General features: G+C 72.9%; 18 protein-coding genes. 13 read left to right on the forward strand and 5 right to left on the reverse strand.

Annotated features, from left to right (window positions below; translation table 11 throughout):
- Positions 1 to 2: 2 nt before the first annotated feature.
- From atpD to ACIRRS_RS31270, 4 genes are all read left to right on the forward strand, one after another.
- Positions 3 to 1448: a F0F1 ATP synthase subunit beta gene (gene atpD / locus ACIRRS_RS31255; protein WP_402977851.1), complete on the forward strand. Its 1446-nt coding sequence runs from the start codon at positions 3 to 5 to the stop codon at positions 1446 to 1448.
- 183 nt (positions 1449 to 1631) lie between these two features.
- Complete coding sequence (locus ACIRRS_RS31260) at positions 1632 to 2015, forward strand: F0F1 ATP synthase subunit epsilon (protein ID WP_402977853.1); 384 nt, start codon at positions 1632 to 1634, stop codon at positions 2013 to 2015.
- A 145-nt stretch (positions 2016 to 2160) separates the two neighbouring features.
- Positions 2161 to 2661 carry a DUF2550 domain-containing protein gene (locus ACIRRS_RS31265; protein ID WP_402977856.1) on the forward strand — a complete coding sequence of 167 codons (501 nt, stop codon included), beginning with the start codon at positions 2161 to 2163 and terminating at the stop codon, positions 2659 to 2661.
- A 102-nt stretch (positions 2662 to 2763) separates the two neighbouring features.
- Positions 2764 to 3336: a cob(I)yrinic acid a,c-diamide adenosyltransferase gene (locus tag ACIRRS_RS31270; protein WP_402977859.1), complete on the forward strand. Its 573-nt coding sequence runs from the start codon at positions 2764 to 2766 to the stop codon at positions 3334 to 3336.
- 14 nt (positions 3337 to 3350) lie between these two features.
- Here the strand turns inward: ACIRRS_RS31270 and ACIRRS_RS31275 are convergent, their stop codons facing one another.
- On the reverse strand, positions 3351 to 3899 hold the full coding sequence (locus ACIRRS_RS31275) for a hypothetical protein (protein ID WP_402977862.1): 549 nt from the start codon (positions 3897 to 3899) through the stop codon (positions 3351 to 3353).
- A gap of 132 nt (positions 3900 to 4031) precedes the next feature.
- Here ACIRRS_RS31275 and ACIRRS_RS31280 point away from each other — a divergent pair, with 132 nt between their 5' ends.
- The 5 genes from ACIRRS_RS31280 to ACIRRS_RS31300 all read left to right on the forward strand — a co-directional run bounded on the left by ACIRRS_RS31280 (position 4032) and on the right by ACIRRS_RS31300 (position 10004).
- Positions 4032 to 5240, forward strand: a complete 1209-nt coding sequence (locus ACIRRS_RS31280) for a sensor histidine kinase (protein WP_402977865.1) — start codon at positions 4032 to 4034, stop codon at positions 5238 to 5240.
- Positions 5237 to 5887, forward strand: coding sequence for a response regulator (locus tag ACIRRS_RS31285; RefSeq protein WP_402977868.1), 651 nt, complete (start codon positions 5237 to 5239; stop codon positions 5885 to 5887). The genes ACIRRS_RS31280 and ACIRRS_RS31285 overlap by 4 nt, the downstream gene beginning before the upstream one ends.
- Before the next feature lie 188 nt (positions 5888 to 6075).
- Positions 6076 to 6945, forward strand: a complete 870-nt coding sequence (locus tag ACIRRS_RS31290) for a 3-hydroxyacyl-CoA dehydrogenase family protein (RefSeq protein ID WP_402977871.1) — start codon at positions 6076 to 6078, stop codon at positions 6943 to 6945.
- 328 nt (positions 6946 to 7273) lie between these two features.
- Positions 7274 to 7585 (forward strand): STAS domain-containing protein, encoded by a 312-nt coding sequence (locus tag ACIRRS_RS31295; protein WP_402977874.1) that lies wholly within the window; start codon positions 7274 to 7276, stop codon positions 7583 to 7585.
- A gap of 187 nt (positions 7586 to 7772) precedes the next feature.
- Positions 7773 to 10004, forward strand: coding sequence for an ATP-binding protein (locus ACIRRS_RS31300; protein ID WP_402977877.1), 2232 nt, complete (start codon positions 7773 to 7775; stop codon positions 10002 to 10004).
- A 4-nt stretch (positions 10005 to 10008) separates the two neighbouring features.
- Here ACIRRS_RS31300 and nucS read toward each other — a convergent pair whose 3' ends face one another.
- Entirely contained in the window at positions 10009 to 10668 is a 660-nt protein-coding gene (gene nucS, locus ACIRRS_RS31305; RefSeq protein WP_355252708.1) for an endonuclease NucS, read from the reverse strand.
- A 482-nt stretch (positions 10669 to 11150) separates the two neighbouring features.
- On the opposite strand from nucS, the gene ACIRRS_RS31310 reads away from it, so the two are divergent.
- A complete protein-coding gene (locus tag ACIRRS_RS31310; RefSeq protein WP_031074258.1) occupies positions 11151 to 11543 on the forward strand; it encodes an SCO5389 family protein in 393 nt (130 codons plus the stop codon).
- A 94-nt stretch (positions 11544 to 11637) separates the two neighbouring features.
- On the opposite strand, the gene ACIRRS_RS31315 is transcribed toward ACIRRS_RS31310, so the two are convergent.
- Positions 11638 to 12960, reverse strand: coding sequence for an LLM class flavin-dependent oxidoreductase (locus tag ACIRRS_RS31315; RefSeq protein ID WP_402977881.1), 1323 nt, complete (start codon positions 12958 to 12960; stop codon positions 11638 to 11640).
- Between the two features lie 219 nt (positions 12961 to 13179).
- Here ACIRRS_RS31315 and ACIRRS_RS31320 point away from each other — a divergent pair, with 219 nt between their 5' ends.
- Entirely contained in the window at positions 13180 to 13500 is a 321-nt protein-coding gene (locus ACIRRS_RS31320; protein ID WP_402977884.1) for an ATP/GTP-binding protein, read from the forward strand.
- Positions 13501 to 13542: 42 nt separating this feature from the next.
- Here the strand turns inward: ACIRRS_RS31320 and ACIRRS_RS31325 are convergent, their stop codons facing one another.
- Positions 13543 to 14313, reverse strand: coding sequence for an ABC transporter permease subunit (locus tag ACIRRS_RS31325; protein ID WP_402977887.1), 771 nt, complete (start codon positions 14311 to 14313; stop codon positions 13543 to 13545).
- A 1-nt stretch (position 14314) separates the two neighbouring features.
- On the reverse strand, positions 14315 to 15319 hold the full coding sequence (locus tag ACIRRS_RS31330) for an ABC transporter ATP-binding protein (protein WP_402977890.1): 1005 nt from the start codon (positions 15317 to 15319) through the stop codon (positions 14315 to 14317).
- 93 nt (positions 15320 to 15412) lie between these two features.
- Here ACIRRS_RS31330 and ACIRRS_RS31335 point away from each other — a divergent pair, with 93 nt between their 5' ends.
- Both ACIRRS_RS31335 and ACIRRS_RS31340 read left to right on the forward strand, forming a co-directional pair.
- A complete protein-coding gene (locus ACIRRS_RS31335; RefSeq protein WP_402977893.1) occupies positions 15413 to 16210 on the forward strand; it encodes an alpha/beta fold hydrolase in 798 nt (265 codons plus the stop codon).
- Entirely contained in the window at positions 16207 to 16518 is a 312-nt protein-coding gene (locus ACIRRS_RS31340; protein WP_402977896.1) for a hypothetical protein, read from the forward strand. Before ACIRRS_RS31335 ends, ACIRRS_RS31340 begins: the two co-directional genes overlap by 4 nt.
- Positions 16519 to 16572 lie beyond the last annotated feature (54 nt).

Below are 16572 nucleotides of genomic sequence, written 5' to 3' on the forward strand. Positions count from 1 at the left end.
GTATGACCACCACTGTTGAGCCGACCACGGCGACGGGCCGCGTCGCGCGGGTCATCGGCCCGGTCGTCGACGTGGAGTTCCCCGTCGACGCGATTCCGGACATGTTCAACGCCCTTCACGTCGAGGTGGACAACCCCGACGGCTCGGGCAAGAAGATCCTGACCCTCGAGGTCGCCCAGCACCTCGGCGACGGCATGGTCCGCGGCATCTCGATGCAGCCGACCGACGGCCTCGTCCGCGGCGCCCAGGTGTCCGACACCGGTGCCGCCATCTCGGTGCCGGTCGGCCAGATCACCAAGGGCAAGGTGTTCAACGCCCTCGGTGACGTGCTGAACGTGGACCAGGCGGAGTTCGACCAGCAGGTCGAGGTCCGCTGGCCGATCCACCGCAAGGCCCCGGAGTTCAAGGACCTCGAGTCCAAGACCGAGATGTTCGAGACGGGCATCAAGGTCATCGACCTCCTCACCCCGTACGTCCAGGGTGGCAAGATCGGTCTGTTCGGTGGTGCCGGTGTCGGCAAGACCGTTCTGATCCAGGAGATGATCTACCGCGTCGCCGAGAACTTCGGTGGTGTGTCGGTGTTCGCCGGTGTCGGCGAGCGCACCCGTGAGGGCAACGACCTCATCGACGAGATGGTCGACTCGGGCGTTCTGGACAAGACCGCGCTGGTCTTCGGCCAGATGGACGAGCCGCCGGGCACGCGTCTTCGCGTCGCGCTCTCCGCGCTGACCATGGCGGAGTACTTCCGCGACGTCGAGAAGCAGGACGTGCTCCTCTTCATCGACAACATCTTCCGGTTCACCCAGGCCGGTTCCGAGGTGTCGACCCTGCTCGGCCGCATGCCCTCCGCGGTGGGCTACCAGCCGAACCTGGCCGACGAGATGGGCCTCCTGCAGGAGCGCATCACCTCGACCCGCGGTCACTCGATCACCTCGATGCAGGCGATCTACGTCCCCGCGGACGACCTGACCGACCCGGCGCCGGCCACCACCTTCGCCCACCTGGACGCGACGACCGTTCTGTCGCGCCCGATCTCGGAGAAGGGCATCTACCCGGCCGTCGACCCGCTGGACTCCACGTCCCGCATCCTCGACCCGCGGTACATCGAGCAGAAGCACTACGACACGGCTCTCCGTATCAAGGGCATCCTGCAGAAGTACAAGGACCTCCAGGACATCATCGCGATCCTCGGTATCGACGAGCTGTCCGAGGAGGACAAGGTCACGGTCCACCGTGCCCGTCGCGTCGAGCGCTTCCTCTCGCAGAACACCTACGTGGCGAAGCAGTTCACCGGTGTCGAGGGTTCGACCGTCCCGCTGTCGGAGACCATCGAGGCCTTCAACTCGATCGCGGACGGCAAGTACGACGCCATCCCCGAGCAGGCCTTCTTCATGTGCGGTGGCATCGAGGACCTCGAGAAGAACGCCGCCGAGCTCGCGAAGAAGTAGTCGCGGCCGGTAGCAGCCATGTGACAGTGAGGGGTGGCCCCGGCCCTGGGGTCCACCCCTCGCGTCGCATCGGCTGTGATTCCGGTCAAATCCGTGCCGCCGGTTTCATGCCGGAGGTTCGGGGCCGTTATTCTTACCGAAACTCCCGAGTAATCGGGGGTTGCATGAGCCTAGGAGCCCACGTTGGCTGAGCTGCACGTCGAGCTGGTCGCAGCCGACCGCAAGGTGTGGTCCGGTGCGGCCACCATCGTCGTCGCCCGTACGGCCTCCGGTGACACCGGCATCATGCCGGGCCACACCCCGGTGCTGAGCGTGCTGGAGACCGGTCCCGTCACGATCCGCACGGTGGACGGCGGCACCGTCGTCGCCGCGGTGCACGGCGGTTTCATCTCGTTCGCCGACAACAAGCTGTCTCTGCTCGCGGAGATCGCCGAGCTGGCGGACGAGATCGACGTCGCCCGCGCCGAGCGCGCGCTGGAGAACGCCAAGTCGGGCCTCGACGAGCACGCCGAGCGTCGCGCCGAGGTGCGTCTGTTCGCGGCGCGCGGCCTCAAGGCCCACGCCTGAGTGTGCCTGGCCCCGGTACAGGGGTCGATCGACGGTCCCGGGGACGCGTGAGCGTGACCCCGGGACTGTCGTCGTAGTTGGTAGGTCAGCGCGGTCGTCGGGACGACCGTGACGGGGAACGCGGGTAGCGAGGAGGTAGGTGAGCATGGTCCTCGCGCTTGTGGTGTGTGCGGCGGTCGTGGCCCTGGGTGTGATCGGGCTGATGGCCTTCGCCGTCCGGCGCCGCCTGATCCAGAGGGTCGGCGGCACGTTCGACTGCAGCTACCGGCTCAAAATGCCCGCCGACGCCTCGACGCAGCCCGACCTCGACGAGAACGGCCGACCCACCTCAGCCCCGGTCCCCCCGACCGACGGCAAGGGGTGGGTTTTTGGTATCGGGCGCTACAGCGGGGACTCGATCGAGTGGTTCCGGGTCTTCTCGTACGCGCCGCGCCCGCGCAGGGTGCTGCCGCGGCGGGAGATCGAGGTGCTGGGCCGGCGCTACCCGGAGGGGCAGGAGGAGCTGGCACTGCTCTCCGGCTCGGTGGTGCTGCGGTGCCTGCACAACGGGGCGCCGCTGGAGCTGGCGATGAGCGAGGACGCGCTCACCGGCTTCCTGGCCTGGCTGGAGGCGGCTCCGCCCGGCCAGAGGGTCAACGTCGCGTAGCGACGAGACCCTCGGGGTGGGGGTCCCCCCGGCCGAAGGCTGGGGGGAGGTCAACGTCGCCTAGGGTCAACGCGGCCCAACCGGCCGGGCTAGGGTGGCCGCATGGTCAATCTGACGCGCATCTACACCCGTACCGGGGACGACGGCACCACCGCGCTCGGCGACATGAGCCGGACCACCAAGACGGACCCGCGGCTGATCGCGTACGCGGACGCCAACGAGGCGAACGCGGCGATCGGCGTGGCCCTGGCGGTCGGCGGGCTGGCCGAGGACGTGGCGGCGGTGCTCACCCGGGTCCAGAACGACCTGTTCGACGTGGGCGCCGACCTCTCCACCCCCGTGGTCGAGGACCCGAAGTACCCGCCGCTGCGGGTGCTCCAGTCGTACGTGGACCGGCTGGAGGGGGACTGCGACCACTACCTGGAGCAGGTCGAGAAGCTGCGCAGCTTCATCCTGCCCGGCGGCACGGTCGGCGCGGCGCACCTGCACCTGGCCTGCACGGTGGTGCGGCGGGCGGAGCGCTCCACCTGGGCGGCGATCGCCGAGCACGGGGACACCGTCAACCCGCTGACCGCGAAGTACCTCAACCGGCTGTCCGACCTGCTGTTCATCCTGGCCCGGGTGGCCAACAAGGAGCGCGGGGACGTGCTCTGGGTGCCGGGCGGGGACCGCTAGGAGCCTCGGGAGGGCTAGGAGTTCTCGGAGGCCGGCGGCTGCTTGGGCCAGAGCGAGTAGCAGGCGGCCACGACCAGGTTGACGACGGCGGCGAGGCCCAGCTTCCAGTACCACTGGGCGAAGGCGCCGAACTGCGCGGTGCCCGCGGACAGCGGGACGAGCAGGGTGATCAGGCCGAGGGTGATCGCGGCCGAGACCACCGTCCGCTTGGCGATGCTCCACTCGTGCGCCGTCCGCTCCGGGCCGTACTTCGGCGCGGGCGGCGGCTTGGGGCCGCCGGCGAAGCGGTGCAGGAAGTGCCGGTCGGCCCAGGCGACCAGGGACGGGCCGTAGCCGACCGAGAAGCCCGCGTAGCTCGCGGCGAGGGCGTGCATCCAGCTCGCCTCGGCGCCGTTCCTCAGGTTGAGGACGGTGAGCGCGTACAGGACGAGGTCCACCACCGGCAGGCCGAGCAGCAGCGCGGTGCTGGTGCGGCGCCACCGCAGCAGGTAGCGGGCGCAGAGGGCGAGGCCGAGGACGATCCACCAGGAGACCTCGGCGGCGACGATGAAGGAGACGATCACGGTGTCCAGCCTTCCGTGCGGGCGTGCTCGTGTCGTCGTCGCCGGGTGCCGTCCCCGGCTGCACCTTTCGATGTAGCCCGCTCCTGCGCGCACCGGAGTCCGCGCGTCCTCCCGGGATGGTGAGATGGGAGCGTGCCCACCCCGTTCGCCCAACTCCCGCCCCGGCGGCAGGACCAGCTGATCGCCCTCAGCGGGCTGCTCGGCGGTGTCGTGCTGATCGTCTTCCGGGTCTACGACCGCGCCGGCCGGATGCCGCTCTGGGCGGTGGTGGTACCGCTGCTGGTGATGGCGGGGCTGGAGCTGGTGCGGCGGACCCGGCCGGTGCTGGCGGTGACGGTCGGCGGGCTGGCCTTCGCCGGGAGCCTCTTCGCGGGCAGCCTGCTGGCGACGCTGATCATGTACACCGACCTGCTGTACGCGGCGGCGTTCTACGGCACCCCCCGGATGTCCAAGGTGCTGCACCTGTCCGGCGGGACGACGGTGCTGGTGCTCTCCGGCCTGACGCTGTACGCGGGCGGGACGTCGGCGGGGCTGCTGGTCGCGGTGGTCAGCAGTCTCGTCTTCCTGGCGCCGGTCTGGACGGGCGACCTGGTGCGCAAGCACCGGCTGACGGCGGAGACCGAGCGGCTGCGGGCCGAACAGACCGCGCTGCTCTCGGAGATGGACCGCCGCGAGGCGGTGGGCGCCGAACGGGCCAGGATGGCACGGGAGTTGCACGACGTGGTGGCCAACCACCTGTCGGCGATCGCCATCCACGCCACCGGCGCGCAGTCCGTCGCCCGAAGACGGCGGCTGCCGCAGGACGATCCGCTGGTGGAGGTGCTCGCGGTGATCCGCGAGAACAGCGTCCAGGGGCTGGCCGAGATGCGCCGCATGATCGGGCTGCTGCGCGACAGCGGCGGGGGAGAGGCGGAGGAGTCCTGGGCGGCGCCCGACCTGGCCGCCGTGGACGCCCTGCTGGCCAAGGCCAGGGCGGCCGGGCAGGACGTCGGGCTGGACTTCGAGCTGGTGCAGGAGGGTGGCAGCGAGGGCGTCCCGGCGCCGGTGGGGCTGGCCGCGTACCGGATCGTCCAGGAGTCGCTGACCAACGCGCTCAAGCACGCCGGGCCCGGACTGGTCAGCCTGCGGCTGGAGTTCGGGCCGGAGGAGGTGCGGATCGCCGTCGACAGCCCGTACCGGGCCGAGGCGGGCCGCGAACTGCCCGGCGCCCGGGCCGGGTTGGTGGGGATGAGGGAGCGGGCCGGGCTGCTGGGCGGCAGCTTCGAGGCGGGCCCGCGCGAGGGCTACTGGAGCGTGCGCGCGGTGCTGCCGCGCGGGCGGGAGAGCGAGGGACGGGCATGACGATCCGGGTGGTGGTGGCCGAGGACCAGGCGGCCGTACGGGCGGCGCTGGTGATGATCCTGCGGGCCGAGCCGGACGTCGAGGTGGTGGGGCAGGCCGCGGACGGCGAGGAGGCCGTGCGCCTCGCCCTGGAGCTGCGGCCCGACGTGGTGCTGATGGACGTGCAGATGCCCCGGCTGGACGGCGTCTCGGCGACCAGGCAGGTCGTCGCGGCCGGCGCCGCGCAGGTGCTGGTCCTGACCACCTTCGACCTGGACGAGTACGTCTACGGGGCGCTGCGCGCCGGGGCGGCCGGGTTCCTGCTCAAGGACCTGGAGGCGGACACCCTGGTCGAGGGCATCCGCACGGTGGCGCGCGGGGACGGCATGCTGGCGCCCTCGGTGACCAGGCGGCTGATCGGCACCTTCGCCCGCCCGGACCGGCCGGTCGGCCCCGACACGCGGGAGGCGGTGGCCGCGCTGACCGCCCGCGAGCGGGAGGTGCTGGCCTGCGTCGGGGCGGGGCTGTCCAACGGGGAGATCGCGCAGCGGCTGGAGATGGCGGAGGCGACGACCAAGACGCACGTCAGCCGCATCCTGGCGAAGCTGCGGCTGCGCAGCCGGGTGCAGGCGGCGATCCTCGCCCAGGACCTCGGGCTGACCATCTGACGAGCTGCTCGGGCCCGATCGGTTCGCCCGCTTCGTTTGGTTGCAGATCACACTCCCGATTGCTACTGCCCGGAGGATTCGGGCATTAGAGTCCGGCCTGAGCGACGCGGCTCGACGGCGGTCACCCCTGCCCTGAGCCGCCTTCAGGGCCCGCCCTCGGGGCGGCGACGGCATCGGGAGACCCAGCCATGAGCAATGCGTCCAGCAAGCAGATCGCCGTGATCGGTGCCGGCCTGATGGGCGCCGGCATCGCCCAGGTGTCCGCGCAGGCCGGCCACCCGGTCGTGCTGCGGGACGTCACCGAGGAGGCGCTGCAGCGCGGCCTCGCGGGCATCCGCGCCTCGTACGAGAAGTTCGTCTCCAAGGGGAAGCTGAGCGCCGAGGACGCCGAGGCCGCGCTGGGCCGGATCACCACCACCACCGACCTGGGCGCCGTCGCCGAGGCCGACATCGTGGTCGAGGCCGTCTTCGAGAAGCTGGAGGTCAAGGAGGGCGTCTTCCGCGAGCTCGACAAGCTCGCCAAGGACGGCGCCGTGCTCGCCTCCAACACCTCCGCCATCCCGATCACCCGGATCGCCTCCGTCACGCGGCGCCCGGAGTCGGTCGTCGGCGTCCACTTCTTCTCGCCCGTCCCGATGATGAAGCTCGTCGAGCTGGTGCGCGGCTACAAGACCAGCGACGAGACGCTGGCCACCGCCCGCGCGTACGCCGAGGGCGTCGGCAAGGAGGTCGTGGTCGTCAACCGCGACGTCGCCGGCTTCGTCACCACCCGCCTGATCACCGCGCTGGTCGTCGAGGCCGCCAAGCTGTACGAGTCGGGCGTGGCCACCGCCGAGGACATCGACACCGCCTGCCGCCTCGGCTTCGGCCACGCGATGGGCCCGCTGCAGACCGCCGACCTGACCGGCGTGGACATCCTGCTGCACGCCGCGCGCAACATCTACGACGAGACCCAGGACGAGAAGTTCGCCGCCCCGGAGATCATGGCCCGCATGGTCACCGCGGGCGACCTCGGCCGCAAGAGCGGCCGCGGCTTCTATCCGTACGAGGGCAAGTGACCCGCTGATCGGAGCGGGTGGGCCGGGCGGTCGCGGGACCGTACGGCCCACCCGGCCGGGGGCGGGTGAGTTTCCTCACGCCGGGTACCGCAGACGGGTGATTTGGGCGGTAATCGAGCGTAGGTGTGGAGACTGACTGCGTATATTCCCTCGGACGAGTGAAGTTGCTTCAGATTCGGCCGGAACCAGCAACCTGGGGTGCCGGTTCACCGTCAGATGAGGGAACCCGGCCTTCCGTCCGGATGTACGGGTGAGCGGCAGCCCCGCGGCACGCCCCGCCCGATCCACCCCAGTCCCCGAAGCGGACCGACAGGCGAAGGAGGAGTGCATGCGCATCACCGGCGACCACCGGGCGCTGGCCATCGAAGGCCGTCTCGACGTGCGCACCGCCGCCGACGCGCGGGCGCAGCTGCACCAGGCCGTGGACGGCGGCCTCGGGGACCTCGTGCTCGACCTCGGCCGGCTGGAGTTCTGGGACGCCACCGGCCTCGGCGTCATCATGGGCACCCACCGGCGGGCCGGCCGCATCGGCCGCCGCCTGGTGCTGCGCTCCGTCCCCGCCCAGCTGCAGCGACTGCTCGTGGCCACCAAGCTGCACCGCATCCTCGCCGTGGACGGCGCGGAGGCGCACGTCCTCTAGCGGAGGCGCTCCTCCGCCGAACCCGCCCCGTTCGTGCACCGGCCCGCCCCTGCACGGTCGGGGCCGGATGTGCGAGAGTCTGCCCGTCAGAAGACGGCCGCCGCCCGCCGCGCCGAGCGCGGCCGCGCAGGGGAGACCAGCCGGACGGCGCGCGCAGCCGGCGGCCGAGCACGATGCGGAGCAGAACGTGGCACAGCCATCCGGCGAGTTCCGGCAGGAGGCCGCCCGCACGCGCGGCGGCGAACTGGTCTGCGGAGGCCTGCTCGTCGGCGTCGGCGCCCCGGAGGGCTCCGAGGCCCGCCCTTGCCCGGCGGAGTGGCGCCCCCGCCCCCGCCGGATCGAGCGCAGCGAGCCCGCCCGCGGCCCCGCCGGAGGCCCCGAACGGGCGGTCGGCCCGCTCGCCATGGGCGCGGGCCCCGCCGACCTGCCGCTGCTCGACCGCGAGGCCGATGTCGCCGAACTGCTCGGCCTGCTCGCCGAGGGGCGCTCGATACGCCTGGTCGGCCAGGCCGGTTCGGGCCGCAGCGCACTGCTGTCGGCCGTCGCCGAGGCCGCCGCCGACCTCGCCCCCGGAGGCGTCGTCCAGCTCTGCGGCCACCGCCGCACGGCCGCCGACCTCCTCCAGGACCTCTTCGCCGCCACCCACCACGCCCCCGGCTTCCGGCCCGACCCCGGGCAGCTGGCCGCGCACCTCGCCGAGGTCGCCGCCGTGGTCGTCGTCGACGAGGCCGAGCCCTCCGACACCGAGCTGGAGGAACTGCTCGCCGCGGCCCCCCGCTGCGCCTTCCTGATCTCCGTCGCCCCCGGCAGCCCCGTGCTGCCCGCCGGCTCCCGGCTGCGCGACCACCTCGTCGCCGGGCTCTCCCGCTCCGCCTGCCTCGCCCTCACCGCCCGCCTGGCCGGGCGGCCCCTGGACGTCGACGAGAAGGCCTGGGCGGTCGACCTCTGGTTCGAGTCCGAGGGGCTGCCGCTGCGCTTCGTTCAGGCCGCCGCGCTGCTGCGCCAGCGGGACGTCTCGGTGGACGCGCTGGTCGCCGCCGAGGAGGACCGCCACGACGTCTTCGGGGTCGTCCGGGAGCCCGTCCAGCACCCGGACCCCGCGGTGCGCGAGAACGCGCTGCGCCGCTCCGTCCCGCTGCCCTCCGTCGCCGAGACCGCCTCGCCCGCCGTCCGGCTCGCCGAGGGGCTCAGCGAGCCCGCGCAGGCCGTCCTGCGCCTCGCCGTGGCGCTCGGCGGCGAGTGCCCCACCGCGCCGCACCTGCCCGCGCTCCTCGACGTCGGCCAGGGCGAGGCCGCGCTCGCCGAACTCGCCGACGCCGGGCTGGCGGTGTCCATCGGAGGGCACCACCGGCTCACCGCCGGGGCCCTCGACCTGCTCGTCCCGCACTGGCCCGCGCAGGGCTGCGTGGACGGCGCCGCCCAGCACTTCGCCTGGTGGGTCGGGCACGGCTCGGTCTCGCCCGCGCAGATCGCCGCCGAGGCCGAGGTCGTGATCGGCGTGCTGCTCGCCGACCGGGCCGCCGGGCGGCACGAGGCCGTGGTGCGGCTGGCCAGGGCCGCCGCGCCCGCGCTGGCGCTCGCGCTGCGCTGGGGGGCCTGGGAGCGGGTGCTGCAGCTCGGTCAGGAGGCCGCCCGGCGTACAGGATCGCCCGTCGACCAGGCCTGGTTCCACCACGAGGCGGGCGTGCACGCGATCTGCGTCCAGCAGCCGTCCCGGGCCGTTGCCGAACTGGAGACGGCGCTCACCCTGCGGGCCGCCGCCGGGGAGCAGCGCGGCGTCGCCGGGGCGCGGCGGATGCTCGACCTGCTGCGCGCCGAGGGGCGGCAGCTGCCCGCCGCACCGGTGACGGTGGCGGCGCGCGGACCGGTGATCCGCAAGATCGCCGCCCGGGTGCCGCGACGGCTGCGCTCCAGCCGCAAGCGCCGGATCGTGCTCGCCTCGGCGGCGCTGCTGACCTTCGGGGTGCTGGGGACGGCGACGGCGATGACGATCGGCACCGACCAGCCCAAGGGGAACGATCCGCACGGGCGGCTGGACGACGTCGGGGACAGCCAGGACGGGCCGCTGCCGGTGCCGCACGCCTCCACCACGAGCCAGGGCGGCGGTACGGGCGCCGCGGCGCCGGGGAGCCCGGCGGGGGACGGGACGAGCCCGGCGCCGTCCGAGAGCGGGGCCTCGCACTCGCCGAGCGCCTCGCCCTCGCACCGGGCCTCGCGCTCGCCGGGGGCGGAGGAGTCGCAGACGGCTCAGCCGCCTGCGCCGCAGCCGCCGGTGACCCAACAGCCGCAGTCGCCGGTGTCGCCGCCGCCGGGCAACGTCTCGCCCTCGCCGGGGAACTCACCGAGCCCGACTCCGAGCCCGACCGCGACGAGCTCGTCGAGCCCGTCGACCCCGCCGCCGCCCTCAACGGGCGGATGAGGCGTCAGAACAGCTTGAGCTTGTCGTCGTCGATGCCGCGCAGCTCGTCGTAGTCCAGGACGACGCAGCCGATGCCCCGGTCGGTGGCCAGCACGCGGGCCTGGGGCTTGATCTCCTGCGCGGCGAAGACGCCCTTGACCGGGGCCAACAGCGGGTCCCGGTTGAGGAGTTCGAGGTAGCGGGTGAGCTGCTCGACGCCGTCGATCTCGCCGCGGCGCTTGATCTCGACGGCGACCGTGGCACCGTCGGAGTCGCGGCAGAGGATGTCGACGGGGCCGATCGCCGTCGGGTACTCGCGGCGGATCAGCGACCAGCCGGCGCCGAGCACCTCCATGCGGTCCGCGAGCAGCTCCTGGAGGTGGGCCTCGACGCCGTCCTTGATCAGGCCCGGGTCCACGCCCAGCTCGTGGGAGGAGTCGTGCAGCACCTCCTCCAGCGTGATGATGAGCTTCTCGCCGGCCTTGTTCTCCACCGTCCAGACCCCGTCCGCCTCCTTGAGGACGCACGGCGGGGACATCCAGTTGAGCGGCTTGTAGGCACGGTCGTCGGCGTGGATGCTGACGCTGCCGTCGGCCTTGACCAGGATGAGCCTGGTGGCGGAGGGCAGATGGGCGGAGAGCCGACCGGCATAGTCGACTGAGCAGCGGGCAATTACGAGACGCACGGTCGACCACGCTAGCCCACCGGGGCCAGTTGATGCGATTCCGAGACGACCGGGTGAAGAAAGCGCGAACGCCGCGACCATGGAGCATCGGCTGTTCCGCTCCTGTCCGTTCGCGGTCTGGCGCCCCTCAAGTGGGGTCTCTACCGTGTGTGACGGCACGACTGCGGGACCGGCGTCAACGGGGACGGAGACTTCAGATGAACGATCCGACAGGATCTGGCCAATCTGGTGCGTCGAGGCATATTTCCGGAGCAATCCGAAAGAATCACCAGCCTGTCGCGCTGTTGACTGCCACGCTGTTCTGAGCGCGTTCGGTGTCCGGGGCGTCACGCCCCGTGGCGCCACCGCGGTGTCGCGAAGGTGCCGGAACCCCGTCCCGCGGGGCCGGACACCCCTGCGCTTCCGCCACCACCCTCACTGTGAGCTTGGACTACGCATGACCACCCGGGCGCCGCCGCGGGTGGAACGCGAGAGGAGAATCCATGTCGCTCGACGTCTCACCGGCCCTGCTGGAGAAGGCCGAGCGGGGCGAGGTCGACGAGCGGGAGTTCGTCGACTGCGTCCGCGTTTCGCTGCCGTACGCCTGGGACCTGATCAGTTCGCTGGTCGCCCAGGCGAAGGTCGACGGCACCGACTTCGCCGACAACCACGTACCGCCGCCGAGCGAGCAGGCGCGCGGTCAGTTGCTGCGCGCGCTCGCGAGCGACGCCATCCGGGGTGCCCTGCAGCGCCATTTCGGGGTCCGGCTGGCGTTCCAGAACTGTCACCGCGTCGCGGTGTTCCTGCCCTCGGAGCCGAACGAGGCGCGCTTCGAGCGCTTCACCTCCGTCCGGGAGCAGCTGCTCAACCAGTCCGAGGAACTGCGGGACTGCTGATCCCCACGCCGGCCGCCGCAGCCTCCTCCAGGGGCGGTGGCGGCCGGCGGGGTTCTCGTCGGCCTCGCCAGGTTCGTCAGGCTCGTCAGGCCCGTCAGCCGAGCTGCGGGAGCACCTCGGAGCCGAGCCGGGCGATGTTGTGCAGGGTCGCCTCGCGGTCGCCGCTGCCCTCGGCGAGCAGCGCGAAGCGGCGGATGCCGGTGCGCTCGGCGGTGGCCAGCAGCCGGTCGGCGCACTGGCGCGGGGTGCCCACCGCGTGCAGGTCGCAGAGGAGTTCGGTGTACTCGCGCGGGTCGCGCATCTTGCGCTCGCGGCCGTCGACGGTGCGGTGCGCGCCGAGCCCGTACTCGAACCAGCCGGGCATCGCGTTCAGCAGCGTCGCCCTGGCCGTGGAGGAACGGTCCTCCACCTGCGCGACGCCCGCCGCGACGTGCTGGCGGGAGACCCGGCGCAGCTGCTCCTCGCCCCGGCCGGCGGCCAGCCAGGCGGCGCGGTACAGCTCCAGCATCCGCAGCTTGTCCTCGTCGCCGGAGTGCATGCCCAGCAGCATCGGAAGGCCGCGCTCGGCGGCCAGTTTCACCCCGCCCGGCGAGGTGCAGGCGACCACCACGGGCGGGCCCGCGACCGGGCGCCCGGCGGCGGTGAGGTCCTCGCCGGCCGGCTCCTCCTGGCGCTGGCGGGGGAAGGAGCGCGCGGCCGGTTCGTCCAGGCCCAGCCAGCTGCCCAGGCCCGGGCGCCGCAGCGGCTCGGAGGCCCGGGGGACGACGGCGACCTCGGGGAAGCTGAACTGCGGCCCGTCCGCGCCGACCCGGGAGCCGCGCAGCCAGCGCAGCAGCAGGTCCAGCCGCTCGGGGAAGCCCTGCTCGAAGGCGTCCACGCCGCTGCCGAAGACGTCCAGGTCGATCCACGGCCCGCCGCGCCCGACGCCGAGGGTGAAGCGCCCGCCGGAGGTGAGGTGCAGCAGGGAGGCCTGCTCGCCGAGCGCCACCGGGTGGGAGGTGGACAGGACGCTGACGGCCGTGCCGACGCCGATCCGGCGGGTGCGGCCGAGCAGCAGCGCGGCCAGCGTCGCCGCGTCGGGGCAGACCCCGTACGGCACGAAGTGGTGCTCGGCCAGCCAGACGTTGTCCAGGCCCGCGCGCTCCGCCTCGACGGCGGCGCGGACGGTGCGGTCCAGTGCCTCGCCGTGGCTCTGCCCGGGGAACTGCGCGGACAGCAGGAAGGCGCCGACCCGTACGGGGGCGGTGTCCGGCGGCAGTGCGGCGACGCGCTGGGCGGCGGGCAGGGAGTCGCCCGAGACGGCCGTCAGCGGGGGCGCCGGGTGCACGGCGGGTACGGTGCTCAGCGCCGGGCCGGGGGCGGGCGGCCGTACGCCGACCGGCCGGCGGGTCTCGGCTCGGTCGCTGGTCTTGGTCATCCTTGGTCCTCCATGGGTGCGCGCAGGGTCTGCGAGCCCCGCCGTGTCCCTTCACGGGTATCGGATGTCATGTGCCAATGGCACGCGGAATCCTGAATTCGCCCGATGATCGGGTGGATCTCGGTAAAAACAGCCGGGTCCCGCCCGTAGCCGTGATAGGGGAGCGGAGACAGCCTTAGGCTGGAAGGCCCAGAGCCCCCGGAAGAGAGGCAGTCCGCCGTGCCCCGCCACAACCGGACCAGGAGCGCCGCCCCCCGCGAGAGCGCCGAACCGGCCGCTCCGCTCGGCGGATCGCTGCGCCGCACCGAGAGCTACCAGGGCGACGACTGGGTGGTCCAGACGGTCGCCGGCACCGCCGGGCGCTTCTACCGCTGCCCGGGCTGCGACCAGGAGATCCCGCCCGGGGTGGGCCATGTGGTGGCCTGGCCGGCGTACGGCGCGGGGGTGGACGACCGGCGGCACTGGCACCGGGCGTGCTGGGGAGCGCGGGAGCGCCGGGCCTCCAACGTGCTGAGGGGCCGCGGCGCTCCGAGGTACTGACGGGGTACGGACGGGGTACCGACTCCGGGGCGGTGGACTCGCCTACGCGTCGCGCTTCTTGAGCACCAGCGCGCCGCCGACCAGGGCCGCGAGGGTCCAGGCCAGGCAGATCAGGAAGCCGGCCCAGGGCCCGTACGGCTGGCCGTGCTGCTCGTAGACCAGCAGCATGCGCGAGCCCGCGTAGTCCGGGAAGTAGTGCGCCAGCGTCTTGACCTTCGGCACCGCCGAGAGGATCGGCGAGAGCAGGAAGAAGAACGGCACCAGCACGCCCAGGGCCAGGGTCTGGTTGTGCAGCATCGTGGTGACGCCGGCCGAGAACAGGCACAGCAGCGTCAGGTACAGCGCCGCGCCGAGCACCGCGCGCAGCACGTTCGGCTCGCCCAGGGTGGTGGAGTGCGAGCCGAGCAGGGCCTGGCCGAGGAAGAAGGTGACGAAGGCCGTCACCAGCGAGACCACCAGGGCGAGGCCGCCGAGCACCACGGCCTTGCCGGTGAGCAGGGTGCCGCGCTGCGGGACGGCGGCGAGGGTGACCCTGACCATGCCGCTGCTGTACTCGTTGCCGATCGCCAGCACGCCGAAGACGATGATGGCCAGCTCGCCGAGCATGATGCCGGAGAAGGCCGTACCGGTGGCGTCGAACGGGTTGCCGTTGTCGTGGCTGCGGAACTCGGTGAAGTTGTTGTTGGTCAGCAGGGACAGCAGCGCGCCGATGCCGACGGTGACCACGAAGGTCAGCGCGAGGGTCCAGACGGTGGAGCGGACGCTGCGGATCTTCGTCCACTCGGAGCGAAGGATCGCCGGGAAGGACGCCATCTCAGTTCTCCTCCTGCCGCACGGCCGCGGCCGGCCCGGTGCCGTCCGCCTTGAAGCCCTCGCCCCACACGCCGGGGGCGCCCGCCGCGTCGCGGCCCGGGCCGTCGCCCGCGTGGTACTCGACCGAGTCGGCCGTCATCTGCATGAACGCGTCCTCCAGCGAGGCCTGCTGCGGGCTGAGCTCGTGCAGCACCACGCCGTTGGCGGCGAACAGCTCGCCGATGGCGGCGAGGTCGCCGTCGACGACCTCGTACGAGCCGTCCGGGCCGGGCTCGTGCCGCAGGCCGGCGCCGGCGAGCACGTCCAGCAGCCGCTCGGGCTGCGGGGTGCGCAGCCGGACGGCGGATCGGGAGTTGCGGCGGATGAACTCGGGCATCGACAGGTCGGCCAGCAGGCGGCCCCTGCCGATGACGACCAGGTGGTCCGCGGTGACGGCCATCTCGCTCATCAGGTGCGAGGAGACGAAGACGGTGCGGCCCTCGGAGGCCAGGCGCTTCATCAGGTTGCGGATCCAGAGGATGCCCTCCGGGTCGAGGCCGTTGACCGGTTCGTCGAACATGACGATCTCCGGGTCCCCGAGCAGCGCGGAGGCGATGCCCAGGCGCTGGCCCATGCCGAGCGAGAAGCCGCGGGCCCGCTTGCGGGCGACGGGGGTGAGGCCGACCAGCGAGAGCACCTCGTCGACCCGGCGCTCGGGGATGCGGTTGCTCTGGGCGAGCCAGAGCAGGTGGTCGCGGGCGGTGCGGCCGGGGTGGACGGCCTTGGCCTCCAGCAGCGCGCCGATGTACTTGAGCGGCTCGCTCAGCTGGCCGTAGCGCTTGCCGTCGATGGTGACCCGTCCGCCGGTCGGGCGGTCGAGGTCGAGGATCATGCGCATGGTGGTGGACTTGCCCGCGCCGTTGGGGCCGAGGAAGCCGGTCACCACCCCCTGGGGGACCCGGAAGCTGAGCCGGTCCACGGCCAGCGTCCTGCCGTAACGTTTTGTCAGTTCGTGCAACTCGATCATTCGCGCTCCCTCAGTTCCTTGCAAGGCTAGGACAAAGCGGATATCGGGGCCCGCTGAGTGGGCCCCGTGGGCGTGCCGGAATACGGTGGCCCCATGACCCAGCTCCCCACCGCCGTCTCGGTACGCGAGAGCGGCTCCGGAACCCCCGTCCTCCTGCTGCACGCCTTCCCGCTGAACGCCGCGATGTTCTCAGCCCAACTGGACGCGCTGCCCGGCACCGCCGGGGACGGGGCCCGGGTGATCGCCCCCGACCAGCGGGGCTTCGGCGGCACCGAGCTGGGCTCGGACGAACCCTCGCTGGACCTCGTCGCCGACGACCTCGCGCTGCTGCTGGACGCGGCCGGCATCGACCGCGCCGTGGTCGGCGGGGTCTCCATGGGCGGCTACGTCGCCCTGGCCCTCGCCCGCCGCCACCCCGACCGGCTGGCCGGCCTGCTGCTGGCCAACACCCGCGCCACCGCCGACACCGAGGCCGTACGGGCCAACCGCGAGCGGATCGCCGCCGCCGTGACCGCCCGGGGCAGCGTGCAGCTGCTGCTGGACGAGGAGGTCGCGGCCGGGCAGCTCGCGCCCGGGTCGCGGCACCTCGTGGAGCGGGTGCGGTCGATGGTCGCCGCCGCCCCGCCCGCCGCCGTCGCCTGGGCCCAGCGGGCCATGGCGGCCCGCCCGGACTCCCGGGAGACGCTGGCGGGCCTGCGGGTGCCGGCGGTCGTCCTGGCGGGCGCCCAGGACGCCCTGGTGGCCGTCGAGGAGGCCGAACTCACCGCGAGCCTCCTGCCGAACGCCGAGCTGGCCGTCCTGCCCGACACGGGCCACCTGAGCCCCCTGGAGGCCCCCGAGGCCTTCGACGCCGCCGTGCGCCGCCTGCTCGCCCGGGTGGCCGCCGGATGAGTGCGGACGCGGCGGGCTGGGACTTCTCCGCGCTGGAGGTCACCGGCCGGATGCCGATCACCAATCGCGGTGAGGGGCTCGTGGAACTGACCCTGGAACCCCTCGGCGAGGACTACTGGATGCGCCCGGGGGAGACCTTCATCGTCACCTCGTACGGGGACTACGGCTCCGGGCACCCCTTCGAGGTGCAGTACTGGCCGGACTCCGTGACGGTCTGGTGCACCTCCTGGTTCGGCACCGTCTCCGACGACGAGGGCAACCAGCTCAGCAGCGGCTACCAGCGCCCCGACGGGGCCTACCCGAGGTAGTGAGTCGACATCAGCGGACAGGCCCTCACCCGGGAGGGTGAGGGCCTGTCGTGC

It is taken from the genome of Kitasatospora sp. NPDC101183 (genome assembly GCF_044767945.1).
Lineage (GTDB): Bacteria > Actinomycetota > Actinomycetes > Streptomycetales > Streptomycetaceae > Kitasatospora.